Source organism: Streptomyces sp. NPDC023838, assembly GCF_040639555.1.
Lineage (GTDB): Bacteria > Actinomycetota > Actinomycetes > Streptomycetales > Streptomycetaceae > Streptomyces.
Map to the genome: position 1 here is coordinate 128,814 of NZ_JBFAAD010000009.1, position 16,475 is coordinate 145,288.

Below are 16,475 nucleotides of genomic sequence, written 5' to 3' on the forward strand. Positions count from 1 at the left end.
TCACCGGCCGTGCTGTGTCCCGTACCGCAGAAACTCCTCGCGACTGGCGACGGCCAGCTCCACCAAACGGTTCGCGAGAGGTCCGGTGAGCGCCCAGTCCATGCCGGCGTGCCGCTCCAGCCGGTTCCTCAGCTCCTTGCGTACCCGGTTCTGGGTATCGGTCAGGGTCTTGATCTGGGGAGGACGCACAAGTTCCGCAATGCCCATGGTCAGCTCCCGGGCCGCTTGGAACAGGTCGACGCCGGGCGGTCCCGGCAGGTCCCCGGTCTCCTCCAGCTCCCTGCGCAGCAGCTCGTACACCGCACCTTCGGTCCGAGGGTCGAGTCCGCCGTCACCCTGCTCCTCGCGCTCCACGTCGATGACCTCACCCACCAGACCGGCCAGTTCGACAGCGGCCCGCTCAAAGTCCTGCCGCATGCGCTGGACGATCTCCTCCAGCCGCTCGCTGAACGACGCGTAGCGCGCCGGATTGGAATTGATCCTGGCGGTGATCTGCAGCCGCAGTGAACCCGACATGTACGCTGTACGCGCGCGGGCGTCCGGGTTGGCGTTCACCCGCTCCATGAAGTTGGGCGCGGTGAGCTCCACCGGCGGCACACGCTGTTCGATCCCGATCACTTTGAGGTGGCGGGAGATCAGCTGACGCACCTTGGCACCGTAGCGGCGTGGGCTGAACTGGTCCCGGCCGTCCAGGTAGCGGCGCCGAGCCAGGTACTGGATCTCCCCGAGATGCCCCGCGAGCTCCTCGTACACCAACGCCTTCGGGCGCGGCAGCACGGCGTTGAGCGCCGTCAGGAAATCCCGTACGAGCTCGTCGAACTCGCCGAGCAGCAGCGGGTCACCCAGCTGCTGCAGCAGGTCCTCGCGGCGCGACTCGTCCGCGAGCTCCGCGCCGGAAGTGATGCCGCCACGGCCCAGGAAGGCGGTCACCTTGCCGCTCAGGTCGGCGAGCAGGGCATCGGCGGCCACGTCCGTCTGCACCAACAGCCGGTCGCGGGTGGGCTGTTGACCCGTGTAGTCCGGGTCGAGATGATCCGCCGACACCTGGTCGAATCCGTACACATGGCGCAGGTGGGCCTGGTCGTAGGAGTGGAGCGAGCGGGCCAGCTCGGGGCCGATGCCGATGAAGTCGACGACCTGCCCCCACTTCTTCGCCGGGTAGGGTCGGTTGGTGCGGGCGACGGCCTGCAGCAGCCCGACCCCGGACAGGGCGCAGTCGAGGTACAGCACCTGTTCCGACGGCGCATCGAAGCCGGTAAGCAGCATCGACTGGACGACCAGGAAAGCCATCGGCCCGTCGTTATCCTGGCCGTCTCGCCCGCCGCCATTGCCCGATGTCGGCTCGGTGCCCCACTCGGGCTCGACGGCGGGCCACTCGTGCCAGACCTCCCCCGAGCCTGCGGCGGTCCCCCAGCCCGGCCCTGCGGTGCCGTGAGTCTGGGCCTCCCACGCAGGGTCGGCCGCAGCGGCACGCGGATTGCCGACGCCCTTCTTGAAGCGGGCGATGTAGCCGTCCTGCTTGGACTTCAGCGTCCAGCACTGCCAGGCCTCGGGGTCCTTGAGCCGGCTCCCGTCCGGCTGCTTGATCCCGTCCTCCGACTTGGAGATGACCACGGCGGCGTCGATGGAGGCGAGTACGGCCCGGTGATTGACCAGGTCGAGCAGCTCACGCTCCTCATCGGTGGCACTGTGCACCGCCATGGGATCGTGGACCAGTTCCGGATCGAGCGCGTCGAGCCGTTCGAGGAGCCGGTCACGGGCCGTGAGCAGCGCGTCGCGATAGCGGACGGCTGCCAGTCTGGACACGGCGACCAGCTGGGCGCCGAAGCCGTCCGGGAGTACGGTGCGTGCCCAGTGCCGCAGCATGTAGTCGGCCTTCTCCGCGATCACGGACGGCGCTTCGAGGATCTCCCTGCGCCGGGCGAAGGTCCGCAGCACTCGTTCACGGCGCTCCGGATCCTCGGGCACCTTCTCATCGAACTTGGCGTCCAGAGCCGCCTTCTCGACCACTTCCAACGGCACGCTGTACGCCTCGTACTGCACCGGAACGACCGACCGGTCGCGCTCCGCGTCCCGGAGGGTGTAGACGTCGGCGTAGCTCCCGAAGATCTCTTCGGTCGTCTTGACGGCTCCCGCAAGGATCGGGGTGCCGGTAAAGCCGACCACGGCGGCGTTCGGGAGCATGGCGCGCAGCCGGGCGTGCTGCCAGCGGGCCTGGCCCCGGTGGGCCTCGTCGATGAGGACGACGATGTCGGAGCTCGCGTTCTCGACGTGGTTGAGGAGGTACGCCTCTTCGCCCTCCTCCTCGTCGCCGAGGGTCTCTTCCCTGCCGTCGTAGGCGGTGTCGTCGCGGCGCGCCTTCTGGAGCATGACGAGCACAAGGTCGGGGACGTCGACCGCAAGGTACGTGCGGGCTCGCTTGACGCTGGTCGCCCGGTGCACCTTCTCGTCGCTGGCGCCGAGGCTCTCCCTGATCTGCTTCTCCAGGTCGAGCCGGTCGGTGACCACGACGACCTTGTGCCCCGCGAGCTCCTTGGTGCTGCGCAGATGGCGCACCAGGAAGGCCATGGTGAGGCTCTTGCCGGAGCCCTGGGTGTGCCAGACGACACCGCCGCGCTGGTCCACCGGCTCCCCGCCGGCGACCGCCCGCCGCCGGGCTTCGAGCCTGCGGGCGAGCTCCTTCACCGCCCGGAACTGCTGGTAGCGCCCGATCACCTTGACGGTACGGGCCCCGCTGCCCTTCTGGGTGGTGAAGTCCCGCACGAGCGTGAGGAGATGAGCGGGCCGCAGCACGCCCGCGACCAGAATCTCCTGATCACTGAGGGGTACGCCGCCCGCCTTCCCGACCTCCTGCCGTACCGCGTCCTCGCCGAGAGGATGCACGGTGCGCCACGGAGCGAAATGTTCCGGCTCGGCGGAGACGGTGCCGATCTCGGCGTGGTCGCGGTCAGTACCGATGAGTACCTGCGCGAACCGCACGAACTCCGGTACGGCAACAGGAGATTCGGCCCCGGCGTAGTCGATGACTTCCTCGACGGCCCGGTCGAGCGCGGCCCGACTGTCGGCCCCGGAGGTCAAGGGCGCCTTGCACTCGATGACGGCCCAGGGCAACCCATTGACGAACAGGACGATGTCGGGGGTGGCGGGCTGGACACCCTCCCGCTCTACCCGGAACTGCGAGACGGCGAGGAGGTCGTTGCCGAGCTCGAACTCCCCTTCCCAGTCAACGAGCTGCACGTGCTCGGGGTCGCCCTTGCGCCAGCCCGGGAGCGTACGGGCATTGACGCCCTCGCGAAGCAGCTGGGTGACTTCCAGGTTCCCCGCGATGCCACGCCCAACCGGCCCCTGGCCGGGGGCGGTCCCCCGTACGAGGTTGAGGATGTGGTCGAGCTGAGCTCCCGACAGCCAAGGCGCACCGTCCGCTCCCGGGTTGATCCGGGCCACGGCGGTCCGGAACCGGTCGGCGTAGAGGACTTGATCAAATCCCGCCCGGCCGGAGGCTCTCGCATCAGTCGCCGGCTCACCCGGCGGCCCGCCCTGGAGATGTTCCCACCCCATCGCGACGAGCTGCCTGGTCAGCGGCTTCTCGGTCTTCTCGTACTCCGGCTGACCCATCGCTGGTCTCCCCGCCCGCCCGACACCGTACGTTCCGCCCCGCTCGAAAAAGGGGTAAAGGGAACTCTACCTGCGGGCGGGAACGGGGTGACTGGGCGGTCAGGTGCGGTGGGCCAGCTCGAACCACATGGTCTTGCCGCCGGGCCGGGCCGGACCGTCGACTATGGCGCAGCCGCCCCACCGGTCGGCGACGAGGTCGAGGAGCACGAGCCCGCGCCCGCCGTCGCTGTCGCCGTCCGGCTCTGGTTCGCCGCCCGGCCTCTTCGCATCCAGTCTCTTCATGTCCGGCAGGTCGGGCCCCAGGTCCCAGACGCTCAGCCGGAGCACCGGGTGCAGCCACTGGAGCCGCATCGCGGCGGGCCCTTTGGTGTGCCGTACGGAGTTGGTGGCCAGCTCCGACGCCAACAGCTCTGCCCCGTCGGCGAGTTGGGCAAGCCCGTGGGCCTGGAGTACGGCACACAGGGTCACGCGGGCGATGCGGGGGCCGCGCGGATCGCAGGGGATGCGGAGTTCGTACTGCCAGGGGGAGGTGAAGGGGAGGGGGGCGGGGTGGTCGTCTTGACCGGTGTGGTTGATGTACGGAGTCGGATTCTGGCTCACGTGGCACCTCCTGGGGTGCGTGCGTGACGTGTTGTACGCGGACGTCGGCCACGCGGCGCCGGGCCGGGCGGTGGCATTGCCGCCCCGCGCTGGGCGGGCGGTGCGCTTCCGTGGGGCGGGGGCGAGTGGCTCGGGTCACACGCTAGGGCATCGATTACAACGCGTGCTACCTACTTCACTAAAACGAGTTTCCTTGCCCGTTCGGGTAGACCGCATGGACTCGTATGGGCAGACTGTGCGCGAGCAGGGGGAGGACGCATGGCACCACGGCAAGGCCCCACGATCCGACAGCGCCGCTTCGGCGCGGAGCTGCGGCGACTTCGCGAAGCGGCGGGGATGTCAGCCCCCACGGCCGCCGAGTTGCTGGGCTCGGATCGGACGATGATCTCCAACATCGAATCCGGGCGCTTCGGCATCAGCGAGGAGCGGCTGCGGCGGCTGGCCACCATCTACGAGTGCGATGATCCGGCGCTGGTCAATGCGTTGGCCGACATGACTGGCGGCCGCAAGTCAGGTTGGTGGGAGGAGTACCGAGGCAAGATTCCGCCGGATTTTCTCGACGCCTCCGAGCTTGAGCACGACGCCAAGAGCCTGCGCACGGTGCAGACCGCTCACATCCCCGGCCCTTTCCAGACCGAGGACCACGCTCGGGCCCTGTTCGACCTGTTCATCCCCGCACTGCCCCGGCTTGAGCTGGAGTTGCGCGTTGCCCACCGGACCGCGCGCAAGGAAGTGATCACGGGGGAAGCCCCCACGCCGTATCACGCTGTCGTCCATGAAGCCGCCCTGCGTATGCAGGTTGGCGGGCGGACCGTCGCCAAAGCTCAGCTCAACCATCTGCTGGACATCAGCGAGCACAGCAGCATCACGGTGCTCGCCCTCCCTTTCACGGCAGGTGGATTCCCTATGGCTGGGGACTCGGTCCTCTACGCGGAAGGGCCTACACCCCCGTTGGACACTGTCCTGCTGGACACTCCGACCGGCGCCGCCTTCCTGTTCTCGCCCACCCAACTGGTCAACTTTAGCCGGAGACTGGACGTAATCGAACAGTTGGCGTTCAATCCGAAGGAGTCGAGAGACTTCATCTCCACCATCGCCAGTGAAATGTAAGAGGGATTCCCTTGCCCGAGCTGAAGTGGCTCAAGTCGTCCTACTCAGAGGCCAGCGGCAACAGCTGCGTCGAGGTCGCGACGGTTGGGGACAGCGTGTCGATCCGCGACAGCAAGCAACAAGGGCCCGTACTGACGACGAGCCGGGCTATCTGGAGCGCACTCGTGCAGGCCGCGAAGGCCCACACCTTCGAACCTCCGGCACGCTGACGGCGGCTCATCGCCCCATCACCAGGACGCCGAGCCGCGCCCGGTCATTCCGCCGGTACGCGTACCTTGCCGCTCAACAAGTCTTCCACTACGCCCTGTTGGATGGTGCGGAGCTTGGCGATTTGGCGCTTCATGACATCTGAGCGCTGCCGGGTAGCAAGTACCAGTTCCACGAGGTCGCGCTGCTGCGCCGCAGCAATGTCTGGAAGAAGCAACCCCCGTACAGCAGCCTGGCTGATGTTCTTCATGCTGCCACTGGTCCCCGTGGCGCGAGCCCGCACCTGGCTACGAACCGACGGGCTCAGCAGAGCCAACTCAACGAATCTGGCATCCGCAGCTGCGGGATCGACCACCAGCCTCAGCGTCTTGTCACTCAGCATGAGACGCGGCGGTGGTGTCTGCGCCATGCAGGTCAGCCCCACCAGCGCTTCCGTGTTGGCCCGCGTCATGAGCAAATCGCCAGAGTTCACTTCGTACTCAGGATGAATGGCACTGGCGTCACGAATGACCTTGTTCTCGGCCGCGTTGAACCAACCAGCCTGCACCGCACTCACCTTGAGGACTCCCCACTCCCCGTCTCCCGCTGGGGTGTCCTCTGCCAGCGGGCTCTTGCCGGTCTCGATGCGTTCGAGCCAAGAGCCCAGCGGAACCTTTCGAGGCGCCCGTGCCATTGCCGAGGCGACGACAGCCTTTTCCACTGCCAACAGCTTGCTATGGACACGCTCCAGCGCACCGATCCGCCGCTCGAAGGCGGCATGCGCGGCGACGATTTGGCGCTGCTCGGCCAGCGAAAGATCCGGCACCTCAAGCCTGCGAATCTGCGCCTGACTGATGTTCTTCATGCCAGCACTCGTACCGGTCGCAAGTCCCCTAATCTGGCTGCGAGTTTCGGGCTGCAACAAGCTGAGCGCGACAAACGAAGGGTCAGCCAGCTTCTCATCGACCACAAGCCGAAGTGTCTTGTCACTCAGCATGAGCCGCATGGTCGGGGACGCCACGACACACGCCAACCCCACCAGAGCTTCAGTGTTGGCCCGCGTCATCAGCAGGTTGCCTTGGCGCACCTCGAACTCTGGACGGATGTGCGCCGCCTCGCGGACGACTTTGTTTTCGACCGGTTCGAAGCGTCCCGCTTGGACTGCGCTCACCTTGAGCACACCCCATTCGCCCTCACCGGCCGGGGTGTTCTCCGCAGCAGGACTCTTTCCTGTCTCGATGCCGCTCAGATACTTGGCGAGGGGCGTGCGCTTAACGGCCCTACCCGTACTGCTCATCTCAGGCATAGCCAAGCTCCTTCACCCAAGCCCCCAGCTCCCCCGCAGCCCCCGTGCTCTCCTCCTCCAGCACAGCCAACGACACCCCGTACTTCTCGGCCCACCGCCGGAACGACGCCACAACCTCCCGCCGCCCCGCTGCCACCGCGCCCTCCAGGCGGCGCGACAGGTCGCCGTCCAGGACCGTCAGGACCACGGCCTCGGGGCCGTCAGGGGTCGCCTTCGTGACCTCCGCCGCCGCGCGCAGATCCGGCAGGAAGCGGTCGTCCAGAACCTTTCGCTTCTTCTTCGCCGCCGTCAGTGCCTTCTTGCAGACGGCCAGGGACTTCTCCAGCGCCGCGATGGCCTCGGGGGACACCGGCTCCGCAATCGGCTCCTCCAAGTCCTCGGGCTCGGCGTCGTCCTCGTCGGCGTCCGCGACCGGCGTCGGCTTCGCCTCTGCCAGCTTCTCCTGGGCCGTCTTCGCCGCCGCGTCCGCGTCCGCGACCACCGCGTCCGCCGCCGCCACTGCCTCCAGGAACTCGGGGATCAGCGCACGTACCACCGGGTGGTCCATCGCCCGGCGGCGGTCGGCGGCCGAGACCGCGGTCTTTTTGGCGTTTTCGGATTCCCCGGCCGGCTCCACGGGGTCGACGATCGCCTCGACCGAGTCCACCCAGCCGTCCATCACCCGCTCGAAGCCACCGGCCGCCAGGGCCTTCATGTCGTAACGGTTCTCGGTCCACCAATCCGCGATGATCCCGGCCGTCGTGTACTCGTCCAGTACACCGACCCCACCGATCGTCTGCGTGAAACCGTCGAGCAGCCCGCTGCGCAGCTTCATCAGCTGCTGGTCCTCCGCGAGACGTGCGAAGAGCGGGCTGTGTGCGGTCCACCACCCCTCGTAGGCCTTCCGCAGCTTCGCCTCTTTGGCTGCGGCCAGAGCCGGGATGCGTTCCGCCGTCGCCTCCGGGCCCTCCCCAAGGAAGTCGTAGTAGTCCGGGGCGCCGTCCCGCTGGGTGAAGAGCGCCGACGCGTCCACTCCGTACGCACGGAACAGGTCGGCCTTCGCCGCCACTTCGGACTTCGGTACGCCGCCGTACAGGTGCGCCCGTACGTCCTGGGGCTCGGTCCGCGGTGAATTGTCCACCCAGCGGCGGATGTTGAGGTTGGACTCGGCGGCGAGCAAATCCTCTACCGGGACTGCGCGTGAGTAACCCGGGACCTGGCGCCATTCCTGGAAGACCGTGACGATCTTCTCCACGTGCTCGGGGCCGAGTTCGTTCTGGTTGCGGCCCACGACGAAATCGCGATCCGCGTTGATGAAGAGCACGTTCTTCGCCCGGTCCCCCACCTTCTGGTGAGGGCGCCGGAGCACCAGGACGCACGCCGGGATGCCGGTGCCGTAGAAGAGGTTGGGGCCGAGGCCGATGACCGCTTCGATGCAGTCGTCGTTCAGCAGGCGCTCGCGGATGTCGCGTTCCTTGCCGCCCCGGAAGAGCACGCCGTGCGGCATAACGATCGCGGCGATGCCCCGCTGCTCCAGTACGGCCAGCATGTGCTGGACGAACATGAGGTCGGCCTTCTTGCCGCTCTCGGGGGCCCACACCTTCATGCGGGTGCCGTGCCGCTGGTCCGCCGCGAGGACCTCCGCCGCGTCGTAGTTCAGCGAGAACGGCGGGTTGGAGAGAACCTTGGAGAACGTCCTCAGCCGGTTGCTCGCCGGGTCGAGGTGCAGCGGCTCGGTGAGCGTGTCGCCGTGCTGGAGGTCGAACTCCCGGATGCCGTGCAGCACCATGTTCATGCTGGCCATGGACCAGGACGGGCCGTTCTTGTCCTGACCGTTGACGGACAGCTCGTCCGGATTGCCGCCATGCTCCTCGACGTACTCGCGCGCCGCGATCAGCATGCCGCCGGAGCCGGCGCACGGGTCGTACACGGACTGCATCGGCTGCGGGTCGACGAGGCGGACCATCATCCGGACCACCGCGCGCGGCGTGTAGAACTCACCGCCCTTCTGCCCGGCCGAGTCCGCGAACCGTCCGAGCAGGTACTCGTACGCCGCACCCAGCATGTCCGGGAACTCGAAGTCCTCGTTGCGCAGCCGGTAGAGGCTGAAGTGGCGGATGAGGGACCGGAGTTCGGCGTCGGTGAAACGGGACTTCGTGCCGACGGTCTCGTTGAAGGTGATGTGGGAGGCGACCCCGGTGAGCCGGTCGTTGCCCTGCTGGAGAGCAACGAGCGCCTGGTCCAGGCCCTGGCCGACCTTGCTGGTCAGCTTCTGGATTCCTGGGGCGGGGCTGTCAGGTGCCTCGGGGTCGGGGTGCGGGCCGTTCCACCAGCGGGCGCGCGGCGGGACGTAGAACACCCGCGTGTACCGGTCGGGGTCGTCGGCCTGGAGGCGGGCCTTCGCCTTGTCGCCCGTGCTCTCCAGAACCTGCGCGTACACCCGCTCCCACTCGGGCTGGAACTCGTCCGACGCGCGCTTCAGGAAGAGCATCCCAAAGATGTAGTCGCGGTATTCGGAGGCGTCCATCCGGCCGCGAAGAATGTCCGCGGCCGAGAAGAGATGCCGTTCGAGCTCGGGCAGGGTGATTCTGGCCACGGGCTGGTCCTTCGTACGACAGTGAGGAGGATTGCTACGGCAGGGTAGACGCCACACGGGTCCTGGCGGTAACCGGGCAGGGCGGGCCATTCGGACAAGGCCGGATCAGCCGCTGCTCGTGACGATGCCCAGGCTTTCCAGTAGCCGCCACACATCGGTGGACGGATCACGGTCCAGCACCTCACAGGTTGCGGCGTGACCGGAACGCGCGGCCCATTTCATGGTCGATTCGGGCGCCGCGTCCCGCTCGACGGGTGTAATCCCGACGTTGTCGGGGCGGGCATTGCACAAACCGTGCTCGCACTGCTTGACGAGGCTCTTGGCGCGCTTGGCTGCCTCCGCCTCCTTGCCGTTCAGCGCCGCTCGCCGGTTTCCCTGAATGCTCTTGTCGTTCCGTACGTCGAAGTTCTTGAAGTCCTTGTGGGCGGCACGCAGCTTCTTGAGAACGTCATCGTTCTTGCCGCTCCGCGCCCCGCTGAACGGCTGGAAGTGCAGGAGCAACCACAGCTCGAAGGACGGGTGCGAGAAGCAGACCTCGATGTTGGACTCGGCGGCTTCCTTGAGTGCCTGGGGAATCTCGTGGTGGTCGTCTCTGTCGAAGAGGGCCCACGCTTCGTACTCCTTCGCAGCCGCACGGACAGCGGCTACGACATGGGACGGGATCAGACCGTTTGCGGCGGAGACCGCCTGGATACGAAAAGGCCGCCGTATGCCGTCCCCCTCGCCGAACTGTTTGTTGAGATAGTCGAGGTAGTGGGGCTCTGTGACTTCGCCCTCACAACCGACGTAAAGGACCCGCTGCTCCTTCGACTCCTCCCGGGGCGGCAGCCTCGGCGGCGCCGGCGGGCGCTGCTCGCCCTTCTGGCTCCTGCGCAGTCTGCGCTTCTCGGCCTTGCTCAACCCCTGGTTCTGCTGCTGCCCGCCCCGCTCGTTCACGCTGTCGCCTTCGCCTCCTGCCAGGACACCGCGCGGGCGATCTCGCCTGCGGAGACGCGCGGCACGCCTCCGAAGCGGCCGCGCAGATAGCCACGCTCCAGGTCTTCCCCTTCACCCGGGTGCGCTGCGAGGAGGGGGTAGAGCTCACTCGCCCCGAACTTGTTCTTCGCCGCGATCCACACCTGATCGTGACCGAGCGGCCGGTCCAGGACCGCGCTGCCGAGCAGTGTGGCGTCATGCGTGGTGAAGATCAGTTGGGCGTTGCGCGGGTTGGATCGCGGGTCCTGGAACAGGCGCACGACCTCTGCCGCGAGTGTCGGGTGGAGGCTGGAGTCCAGCTCGTCCACGAGCAGCGTCGCACCCTTGTCGAGCACGGTGAGCATCGGTCCCAGGAAGGCGAACCAGGCATGCGTGCCGAACGACTCCTCACTCAGGAAGTCCAGGTGTACCTCGCCGCCGTCAGCAGCTCGGTGGCGCAGTCGGATGTCACCCGTCTCGGGGTGGATGTCGATGCCGGTGAGGCCCAGATCGGCAAGGGCCAGCAGCTCGACGATGCGTTCCCGATAGTCGCTCTTGGGTGTGGGCTTGGCGAGGAGTTCCTGAGTCCAGGTAGTCCTGGCCCCGATGTCCGCACCCGGTGTCACCAGCCACAGGTTGTCCAGGAACCACCGGTGCAGCGCTGAGAGTTGAGGATCATTGAGAGTGGCACCGGTGGACAGGAACAAGGCATTGGGCCTTGTGACCTCGACCAGTTGGTCACGCCGCCCGGTGAAACCCTTGCCCTCGAAGACGTACTCGCCGCCTTCCTCATCGGGCCGGTCAGCCTCCCGGTCGAACCAGATCTCGCGCTCTCCGTTCGGGTAGGCATGCAGCCACTCGGCTTCCACCCGCTCGTTGGATAGCTCGAAGCCGTAGGTGTAACGGACGGGACTGCGCCCCAACGTGAGCTCCACCTCGAAGAGGCTCGTCTCCTCCGCGCAGGCCGGATCCAGCTTGAACGGCTGCCGTGGCACTTCCGGGTTCTTCGCCCAGTCCGCGAAGGAAGAACGCACCGCTGAGCGCATGTCGCGCAACGCGCTGAGCAGGTTGGTCTTCCCCGAGGCGTTGGCGCCGAACACTCCCACGACGGGCATCGCCCATAGCGACTTGTCCTGGTACCGCACGCCGACATCGCGGGCCGGGCCGTCAGCGGCCTCTGCGGCGATGAGCGACAGTTCACACTCGTCACGGATCGAGCGGTGATTGGCCACCCGAAAACGCAGCAGCACCATCGACCTCCCGACAGGACGGGGAAGCGACCCCCGCCGTACACAGCACGTTGCGGACACTCCGCACTGCGTAGCCTATGGCGTCCTTGCTGGCGGTGCCAGCCCTGTTGATCAGCCGAGCAGCGCCTCGGTACGGCGTGTGGTGGTCGCGATCGTCGCCGAGCCCACCACCCGCGTGCCGTCGTAGAGCACGATCGCCTGGCCCGGTGCGACGCCGCGCACCGGCTCGGCGAAGCTCACCACCAGTTCGTCGCCCACCGGCTCCGCCGTCACCGTCGTCTCGCCGCCGTGGGCACGCAGCTGGGCGGTGTACGTGCCGGGGCCGGCCGGGGCGTCGCCGCACCAGCGGGGCTTGATCGCGGTCAGCCCGGTGACGTCCAGGGCCTCGACGGGACCGACGGTGACCGTGTTGTTCACCGGGGAGATGTCCAGGACGTAGCGGGGCTTGCCGTCGGCGGCCGGGTGGCCGATGCGCAGACCCTTGCGCTGACCGATGGTGAAGCCGTACGCGCCCTCGTGGCTGCCGACCTTCGTGCCGGACTCGTCGACGATGTCGCCCTCGGCCTTGCCCAGGCGCTTGGCCAGGAAGCCCTGGGTGTCGCCGTCGGCGATGAAGCAGATGTCGTGGCTGTCCGGCTTCTTGGCGACGGCCAGACCACGGCGCTCGGCCTCGGCGCGGATCTCGTCCTTGGTGGTGAGGGTGTCACCGAGCGGGAACATCGCGTGCGCGAGCTGCTTCTCGTCGAGGACACCGAGCACGTACGACTGGTCCTTGGCCATGTCGCTGGCGCGGTGCAGCTCGCGGCCGCCGTCCTCGTTGAGGACGACCGTGGCGTAGTGGCCGGTGCAGACGGCGTCGAAGCCGAGGGCGAGGGCCTTGTCGAGCAGCGCGGCGAACTTGATCTTCTCGTTGCAGCGCAGGCACGGGTTGGGGGTGCGGCCCGCCTCGTACTCGGCGACGAAGTCCTCGACGACGTCCTCGCGGAAGCGTTCCGCGAGGTCCCAGACATAGAAGGGAATGCCGATGACATCGGCTGCGCGGCGGGCGTCGCGGGAGTCCTCGATGGTGCAGCAGCCACGGGCGCCGGTGCGGAAGGACTGCGGGTTCGCGGACAGGGCGAGGTGGACGCCGGTGACGTCGTGGCCCGCCTCGGCGGCGCGGGCGGCGGCGACGGCCGAGTCGACGCCGCCGGACATGGCGGCGAGCACGCGGAGGGGGCGCGGGGGTGTCTTCGTCATAGCACCCATAAGGGTACGTGGCGTGAGGGGCGGACAGCTCGCGAGTATCCCCGGCGCGGGGTGCGGGCCGCGCCGCACCCCGCCGGGGTCAGCTCAGCCCGGCTGTCCTCGCGCGCTCCACGGCCGGGCCGATGGCCGTGGCGACCGCCTGGACGTCGGCTTGCGTGGAGGTGTGGCCGAGGGAGAAGCGGAGGGTGCCGCGAGCCAGGTCGGGCGGGGTGCCGGTGGCGAGCAGGACATGGCTGGGCTGGGCCACGCCCGCCGTGCAGGCGGAGCCGGTGGAGCACTCGATGCCCTGGGCGTCCAGGAGCAGCAGCAGCGAGTCGCCCTCGCAGCCGGGGAAGGTGAAGTGCGCGTTCGCCGGGAGGCGGCCGCCCGGGGCCGGGTCGCCGCCGAGGATCGCCTCCGGGACCGCCTTGCGGACCGCGTCGACCAGCTGGTCGCGCAGGCCTCCGACCTCGCGGGCGAAGTCGGCGCGGCGCTCGGCGGCCAGCCGGCCCGCCACCGCGAAGGCGGCGATCGCCGGGACGTCCAGCGTGCCGGAGCGGACGTGGCGCTCCTGGCCGCCGCCGTGCAGCACGGGCACGGGGGTGTACTCACGGCCGAGCAGCAGCGCCCCGATGCCGTACGGGCCGCCGATCTTGTGGCCCGAGACCGTCATCGCGGCCAGGCCGGACGCGGCGAAGTCGACGTCGAGCTGACCCACGGCCTGGACCGCGTCGGCGTGCAGCGGGACGTCGAACTCCCGCGCCACGGCGGCGAGTTCGGCCACCGGCAGGACCGTGCCGATCTCGTTGTTGGCCCACATGACGGTGGCCAGGGCCACGTCGGAGGGGTCGCGCGCGATCGCCTCGCGCAGGGTGTCCGGGTGCACCCGGCCGTACCGGTCGACGGGCAGGTACTCGACGGTCGCGCCCTCGTGCTCGGCGAGCCAGTGCACCGCGTCGAGCACCGCGTGGTGCTCGACGGGGCTGGCCAGGACCCGGGTCCGGCGTGGGTCGGCGTCGCGGCGGGCCCAGTACAGGCCCTTGACGGCGAGGTTGTCGGCCTCGGTGCCGCCGGCCGTGAAGACGACCTCACTGGGCCGCGCGCCGAGTGCCTCGGCGAGCTCCTCGCGGGCCTCCTCGGCGGTACGGCGGGCCCGGCGGCCGGCGGCGTGCAGCGAGGACGCGTTGCCGGTGGCGGTGAGCTGGGCGGTCATCGCCTGGACCGCCTCCGGGAGCATCGGGGTGGTCGCGGCGTGGTCGAGGTAAGCCATGGTGGGCCCGATTCTACGAGCCACCCGGTCCGGCCTCGGGCGCCGAGCCCCCCGCAAGGGGGTCTCCCGGCGGGCGGCGCTCAGGCGCCGAGCCCCCAGGAGACGGTTCCGTCGGCCATCACCAGGCCTGCGAGCACCGCGAGATCGGCGACGCCGAGGGCGAGTCCGAGCCAGGCGCGGCCGCGCCGGGTGGTGCGGTACCGCAGGGCCAGTCCGGCGAGGACGATGGCCATTGGGCCGAGCACGATGTTCATGACCAGCAGGCCGAGCAGACCGAGGACGAAGGCGGCGACGGCCATGCCGTCGGCGTCCTTGTCACGGACACGGCGGCGGTTCAGGACGAGTTCCATGGTCAGGCCCTCCGGTGCGAAGAGACGCGTTCACGTACGGCGAAGACGATCAGCCAGAGCCCGATGGCGCCGGCGACGGCGAGGGTGACCGGGAGCGGAAGGTGCGCCGCTGAGCCCAGCACGACCCCCAGCAGGAGGAGGGCTGCGACGAGGAAAAGCATGACGTGCCTTTCTGGTCGATATCGGATCAGTCGCTTTCGGAGTACGACTGTTCACTGACTACCCAGTCTAGCCTTCCCAAAATCAGCGAACGGTTGTTTACTGAGTGGCATGAGCCACACTCTCGGGATCCGGCAGGCCCAGAAGCAGAAGACGCGTCAGGCCCTCCTGGACGCGGCACTCGGGCTGCTGGAGCACCAGAGCCTCAGCAGCCTGGGGCTTCGCGAGGTCACCCGGGCCGTGGGGGTCGCCCCCGCCGCGTTCTACCGGCACTTCAAGGACACCGCCGACCTCGGGGTGGCGCTGGTCGAGGGGGCGCTCGGGAGTCTGCACGAGACGATCCGGGCGGCGATCGTGACGACCGGCGGGAGCGAGGAGCGCATCGACCGGGCGGTCGATCTGCTCGCCTCTCATGTACGGGCGCACCCGGCGCACGTCCGCTTCATCGCCCGGGAGCGGCACGGCGGGGTGGCCCCGGTGCGCGAGGCGATAGGCGTCCAGCTGCGGCGGTTCGCCGACGAGGTGGCCGAGGCGCTGGGCGCGGACCCCGAGTCGCGGGGCTGGAGCGCGGCGGATCTGCGGATGCTGGCCGGGGTCTACGTCGACCACATGGTGATGACGGCCTCGGCGATCCTGGAGGCGGGCGCGGGCGCGGAGGGCGACGAAGCGGCCGCACGTCAGGCCGAGGAGGCCGTACTGGCCACGGCCCGGCGGCAGTTGAGGCTGGTCACGCTGGGCCGCCGCCACTGGCTGGACTGAGGGCGGCGGCCCGTCGGATGGGTACACGTAAGGGCTACGGGGTAACGGCTGACGGCTGACGGCTGACGGCTGACGGCTGACGGCTGACGGCTGACGGCTGACGGCTGACGGCTGACGGCTGACGGCTGACAGCTGACAGCTGACAGCTGACAGCTGACAGCTGACAGCCGACCACCGACCACCGACCACCGACCACCGACCACCGTCAGCTGACCACCGACCACCGTCAGCTGACCGCGAGGGCTACGGCGTGCGCAGGGCGCGGGCGAGCTGGCGGGACTGGGCGACCAGACGGTCGGCGCTGTCCCAGACCTCGGCGTCCTCCTCCAGGAAGCCGCCGGCCAGGTTGCGGGTGGTGATGGAGACCCGCAGCGGGCCGGGCGCCGGGCGGCAGCGGATGTGCACGGTGAGCTCGACGGTGGGGGTCCAGCCGGTCAGACCCATCTCGAACGCGGTGGGCGGGAGCGCGTCGACGGCCAGGAGCAGCGAGTACGGGTCGGCGTCGCGGCCGTCGGCCAGGCCGAACCAGCCGCGCATCTCGCCCTTGCCGGAGGGGGCGCCGACCGCCCAGCCGAGGGTGGTCGGGTCGAGCTTCAGCATCAGCCGGTCGGTGATGGCCGAGCTGCCCGGGATCGGGGCGGGGCCGTCGGCCGGGCCGAGACAGTGCTCCATCGGGGGAATCGCGGGCGGCTTGGCGGTGGTGCGTACGTCGTCCGGGAGCGCGTCCAGGTCGCCGTAGGAGGCGAGGACGCGGATGCGCTCGACCTCGGCGCCGCTCTCGTCGTACTGGAAGAGCGAGGCCTGGCCGGTGGAGAGCGTACGGCCGGTGCGGACGCGCTGGGTGCGGACGACGGCCGGGCCGGGGGCCGAGGGCGTGAGGTAGTGGGCCGTCACGCTGAAGGGATCGGCGTGCGGGAGAGCGCGGCCGAGGGTGCGGCCGAGGAGGGCGAGGAGGTATCCGCCGTTCACGGCGTGGATGATCGTCCACCCTGCCGAGAGGTGGGCGTCGTAGACGCCGTCTTCGTCTTCGCGCGGGGTGACGGCGGTGTCCCGGTCGAACTCGCTGTCCCCGATCGTTGCCTGTGCCATGCGGCAAAGGTACACCCGCACGTTA

The 16,475-nt window shown here is 69.0% G+C and carries 14 protein-coding genes; 3 read left to right on the top strand and 11 right to left on the bottom strand.

The features are described from left to right. Entirely contained in the window at positions 1-3,615 is a 3,615-nt protein-coding gene (locus AB0G17_RS14390; protein WP_361380922.1) for a type I restriction endonuclease, read from the bottom strand. A 99-nt stretch (positions 3,616-3,714) separates the two neighbouring features. Continuing rightward, positions 3,715-4,215 (bottom strand): ATP-binding protein, encoded by a 501-nt coding sequence (locus tag AB0G17_RS14395; RefSeq protein ID WP_361380925.1) that lies wholly within the window; start codon positions 4,213-4,215, stop codon positions 3,715-3,717. A gap of 258 nt (positions 4,216-4,473) precedes the next feature. Here AB0G17_RS14395 and AB0G17_RS14400 point away from each other — a divergent pair, with 258 nt between their 5' ends. Both AB0G17_RS14400 and AB0G17_RS14405 read left to right on the top strand, forming a co-directional pair. Then, positions 4,474-5,325 carry a helix-turn-helix transcriptional regulator gene (locus AB0G17_RS14400; protein WP_361380928.1) on the top strand — a complete coding sequence of 284 codons (852 nt, stop codon included), beginning with the start codon at positions 4,474-4,476 and terminating at the stop codon, positions 5,323-5,325. Between the two features lie 11 nt (positions 5,326-5,336). After that, positions 5,337-5,534, top strand: coding sequence for a DUF397 domain-containing protein (locus AB0G17_RS14405; protein ID WP_361380931.1), 198 nt, complete (start codon positions 5,337-5,339; stop codon positions 5,532-5,534). 44 nt (positions 5,535-5,578) lie between these two features. On the opposite strand, the gene AB0G17_RS14410 is transcribed toward AB0G17_RS14405, so the two are convergent. The 8 genes from AB0G17_RS14410 to AB0G17_RS14445 all read right to left on the bottom strand — a co-directional run bounded on the left by AB0G17_RS14410 (position 5,579) and on the right by AB0G17_RS14445 (position 14,604). After that, positions 5,579-6,817 carry a hypothetical protein gene (locus tag AB0G17_RS14410; RefSeq protein WP_361380934.1) on the bottom strand — a complete coding sequence of 413 codons (1,239 nt, stop codon included), beginning with the start codon at positions 6,815-6,817 and terminating at the stop codon, positions 5,579-5,581. Next, positions 6,810-9,392, bottom strand: coding sequence for a class I SAM-dependent DNA methyltransferase (locus AB0G17_RS14415; RefSeq protein ID WP_361380937.1), 2,583 nt, complete (start codon positions 9,390-9,392; stop codon positions 6,810-6,812). The genes AB0G17_RS14410 and AB0G17_RS14415 overlap by 8 nt, the downstream gene beginning before the upstream one ends. Before the next feature lie 105 nt (positions 9,393-9,497). Next, the gene (locus AB0G17_RS14420) at positions 9,498-10,328 is read right to left on the bottom strand and encodes an RloB family protein (RefSeq protein WP_361380940.1); all 831 of its coding nucleotides are present in this window, start codon (positions 10,326-10,328) and stop codon (positions 9,498-9,500) included. Then, the gene (locus AB0G17_RS14425; RefSeq protein ID WP_361380943.1) at positions 10,325-11,599 is read right to left on the bottom strand and encodes an ATP-binding protein; all 1,275 of its coding nucleotides are present in this window, start codon (positions 11,597-11,599) and stop codon (positions 10,325-10,327) included. Before AB0G17_RS14425 ends, AB0G17_RS14420 begins: the two co-directional genes overlap by 4 nt. 108 nt (positions 11,600-11,707) lie before the next feature. After that, positions 11,708-12,835, bottom strand: a complete 1,128-nt coding sequence (gene mnmA, locus AB0G17_RS14430; RefSeq protein ID WP_361380946.1) for a tRNA 2-thiouridine(34) synthase MnmA — start codon at positions 12,833-12,835, stop codon at positions 11,708-11,710. Positions 12,836-12,923: 88 nt separating this feature from the next. Further along, on the bottom strand, positions 12,924-14,093 hold the full coding sequence (locus tag AB0G17_RS14435) for a cysteine desulfurase family protein (RefSeq protein WP_361380949.1): 1,170 nt from the start codon (positions 14,091-14,093) through the stop codon (positions 12,924-12,926). Between the two features lie 80 nt (positions 14,094-14,173). After that, positions 14,174-14,443, bottom strand: a complete 270-nt coding sequence (locus tag AB0G17_RS14440) for a DUF4190 domain-containing protein (protein WP_361380952.1) — start codon at positions 14,441-14,443, stop codon at positions 14,174-14,176. Between the two features lie 2 nt (positions 14,444-14,445). Continuing rightward, positions 14,446-14,604, bottom strand: coding sequence for a hypothetical protein (locus tag AB0G17_RS14445; RefSeq protein ID WP_358833228.1), 159 nt, complete (start codon positions 14,602-14,604; stop codon positions 14,446-14,448). Between the two features lie 109 nt (positions 14,605-14,713). On the opposite strand from AB0G17_RS14445, the gene AB0G17_RS14450 reads away from it, so the two are divergent. Then, positions 14,714-15,361, top strand: a complete 648-nt coding sequence (locus AB0G17_RS14450) for a TetR family transcriptional regulator (RefSeq protein ID WP_361380955.1) — start codon at positions 14,714-14,716, stop codon at positions 15,359-15,361. Positions 15,362-15,604: 243 nt separating this feature from the next. Here the strand turns inward: AB0G17_RS14450 and AB0G17_RS14455 are convergent, their stop codons facing one another. After that, entirely contained in the window at positions 15,605-16,450 is an 846-nt protein-coding gene (locus tag AB0G17_RS14455) for a thioesterase family protein (protein ID WP_361380958.1), read from the bottom strand. Between the last annotated feature and the right edge of the window lie 25 nt (positions 16,451-16,475).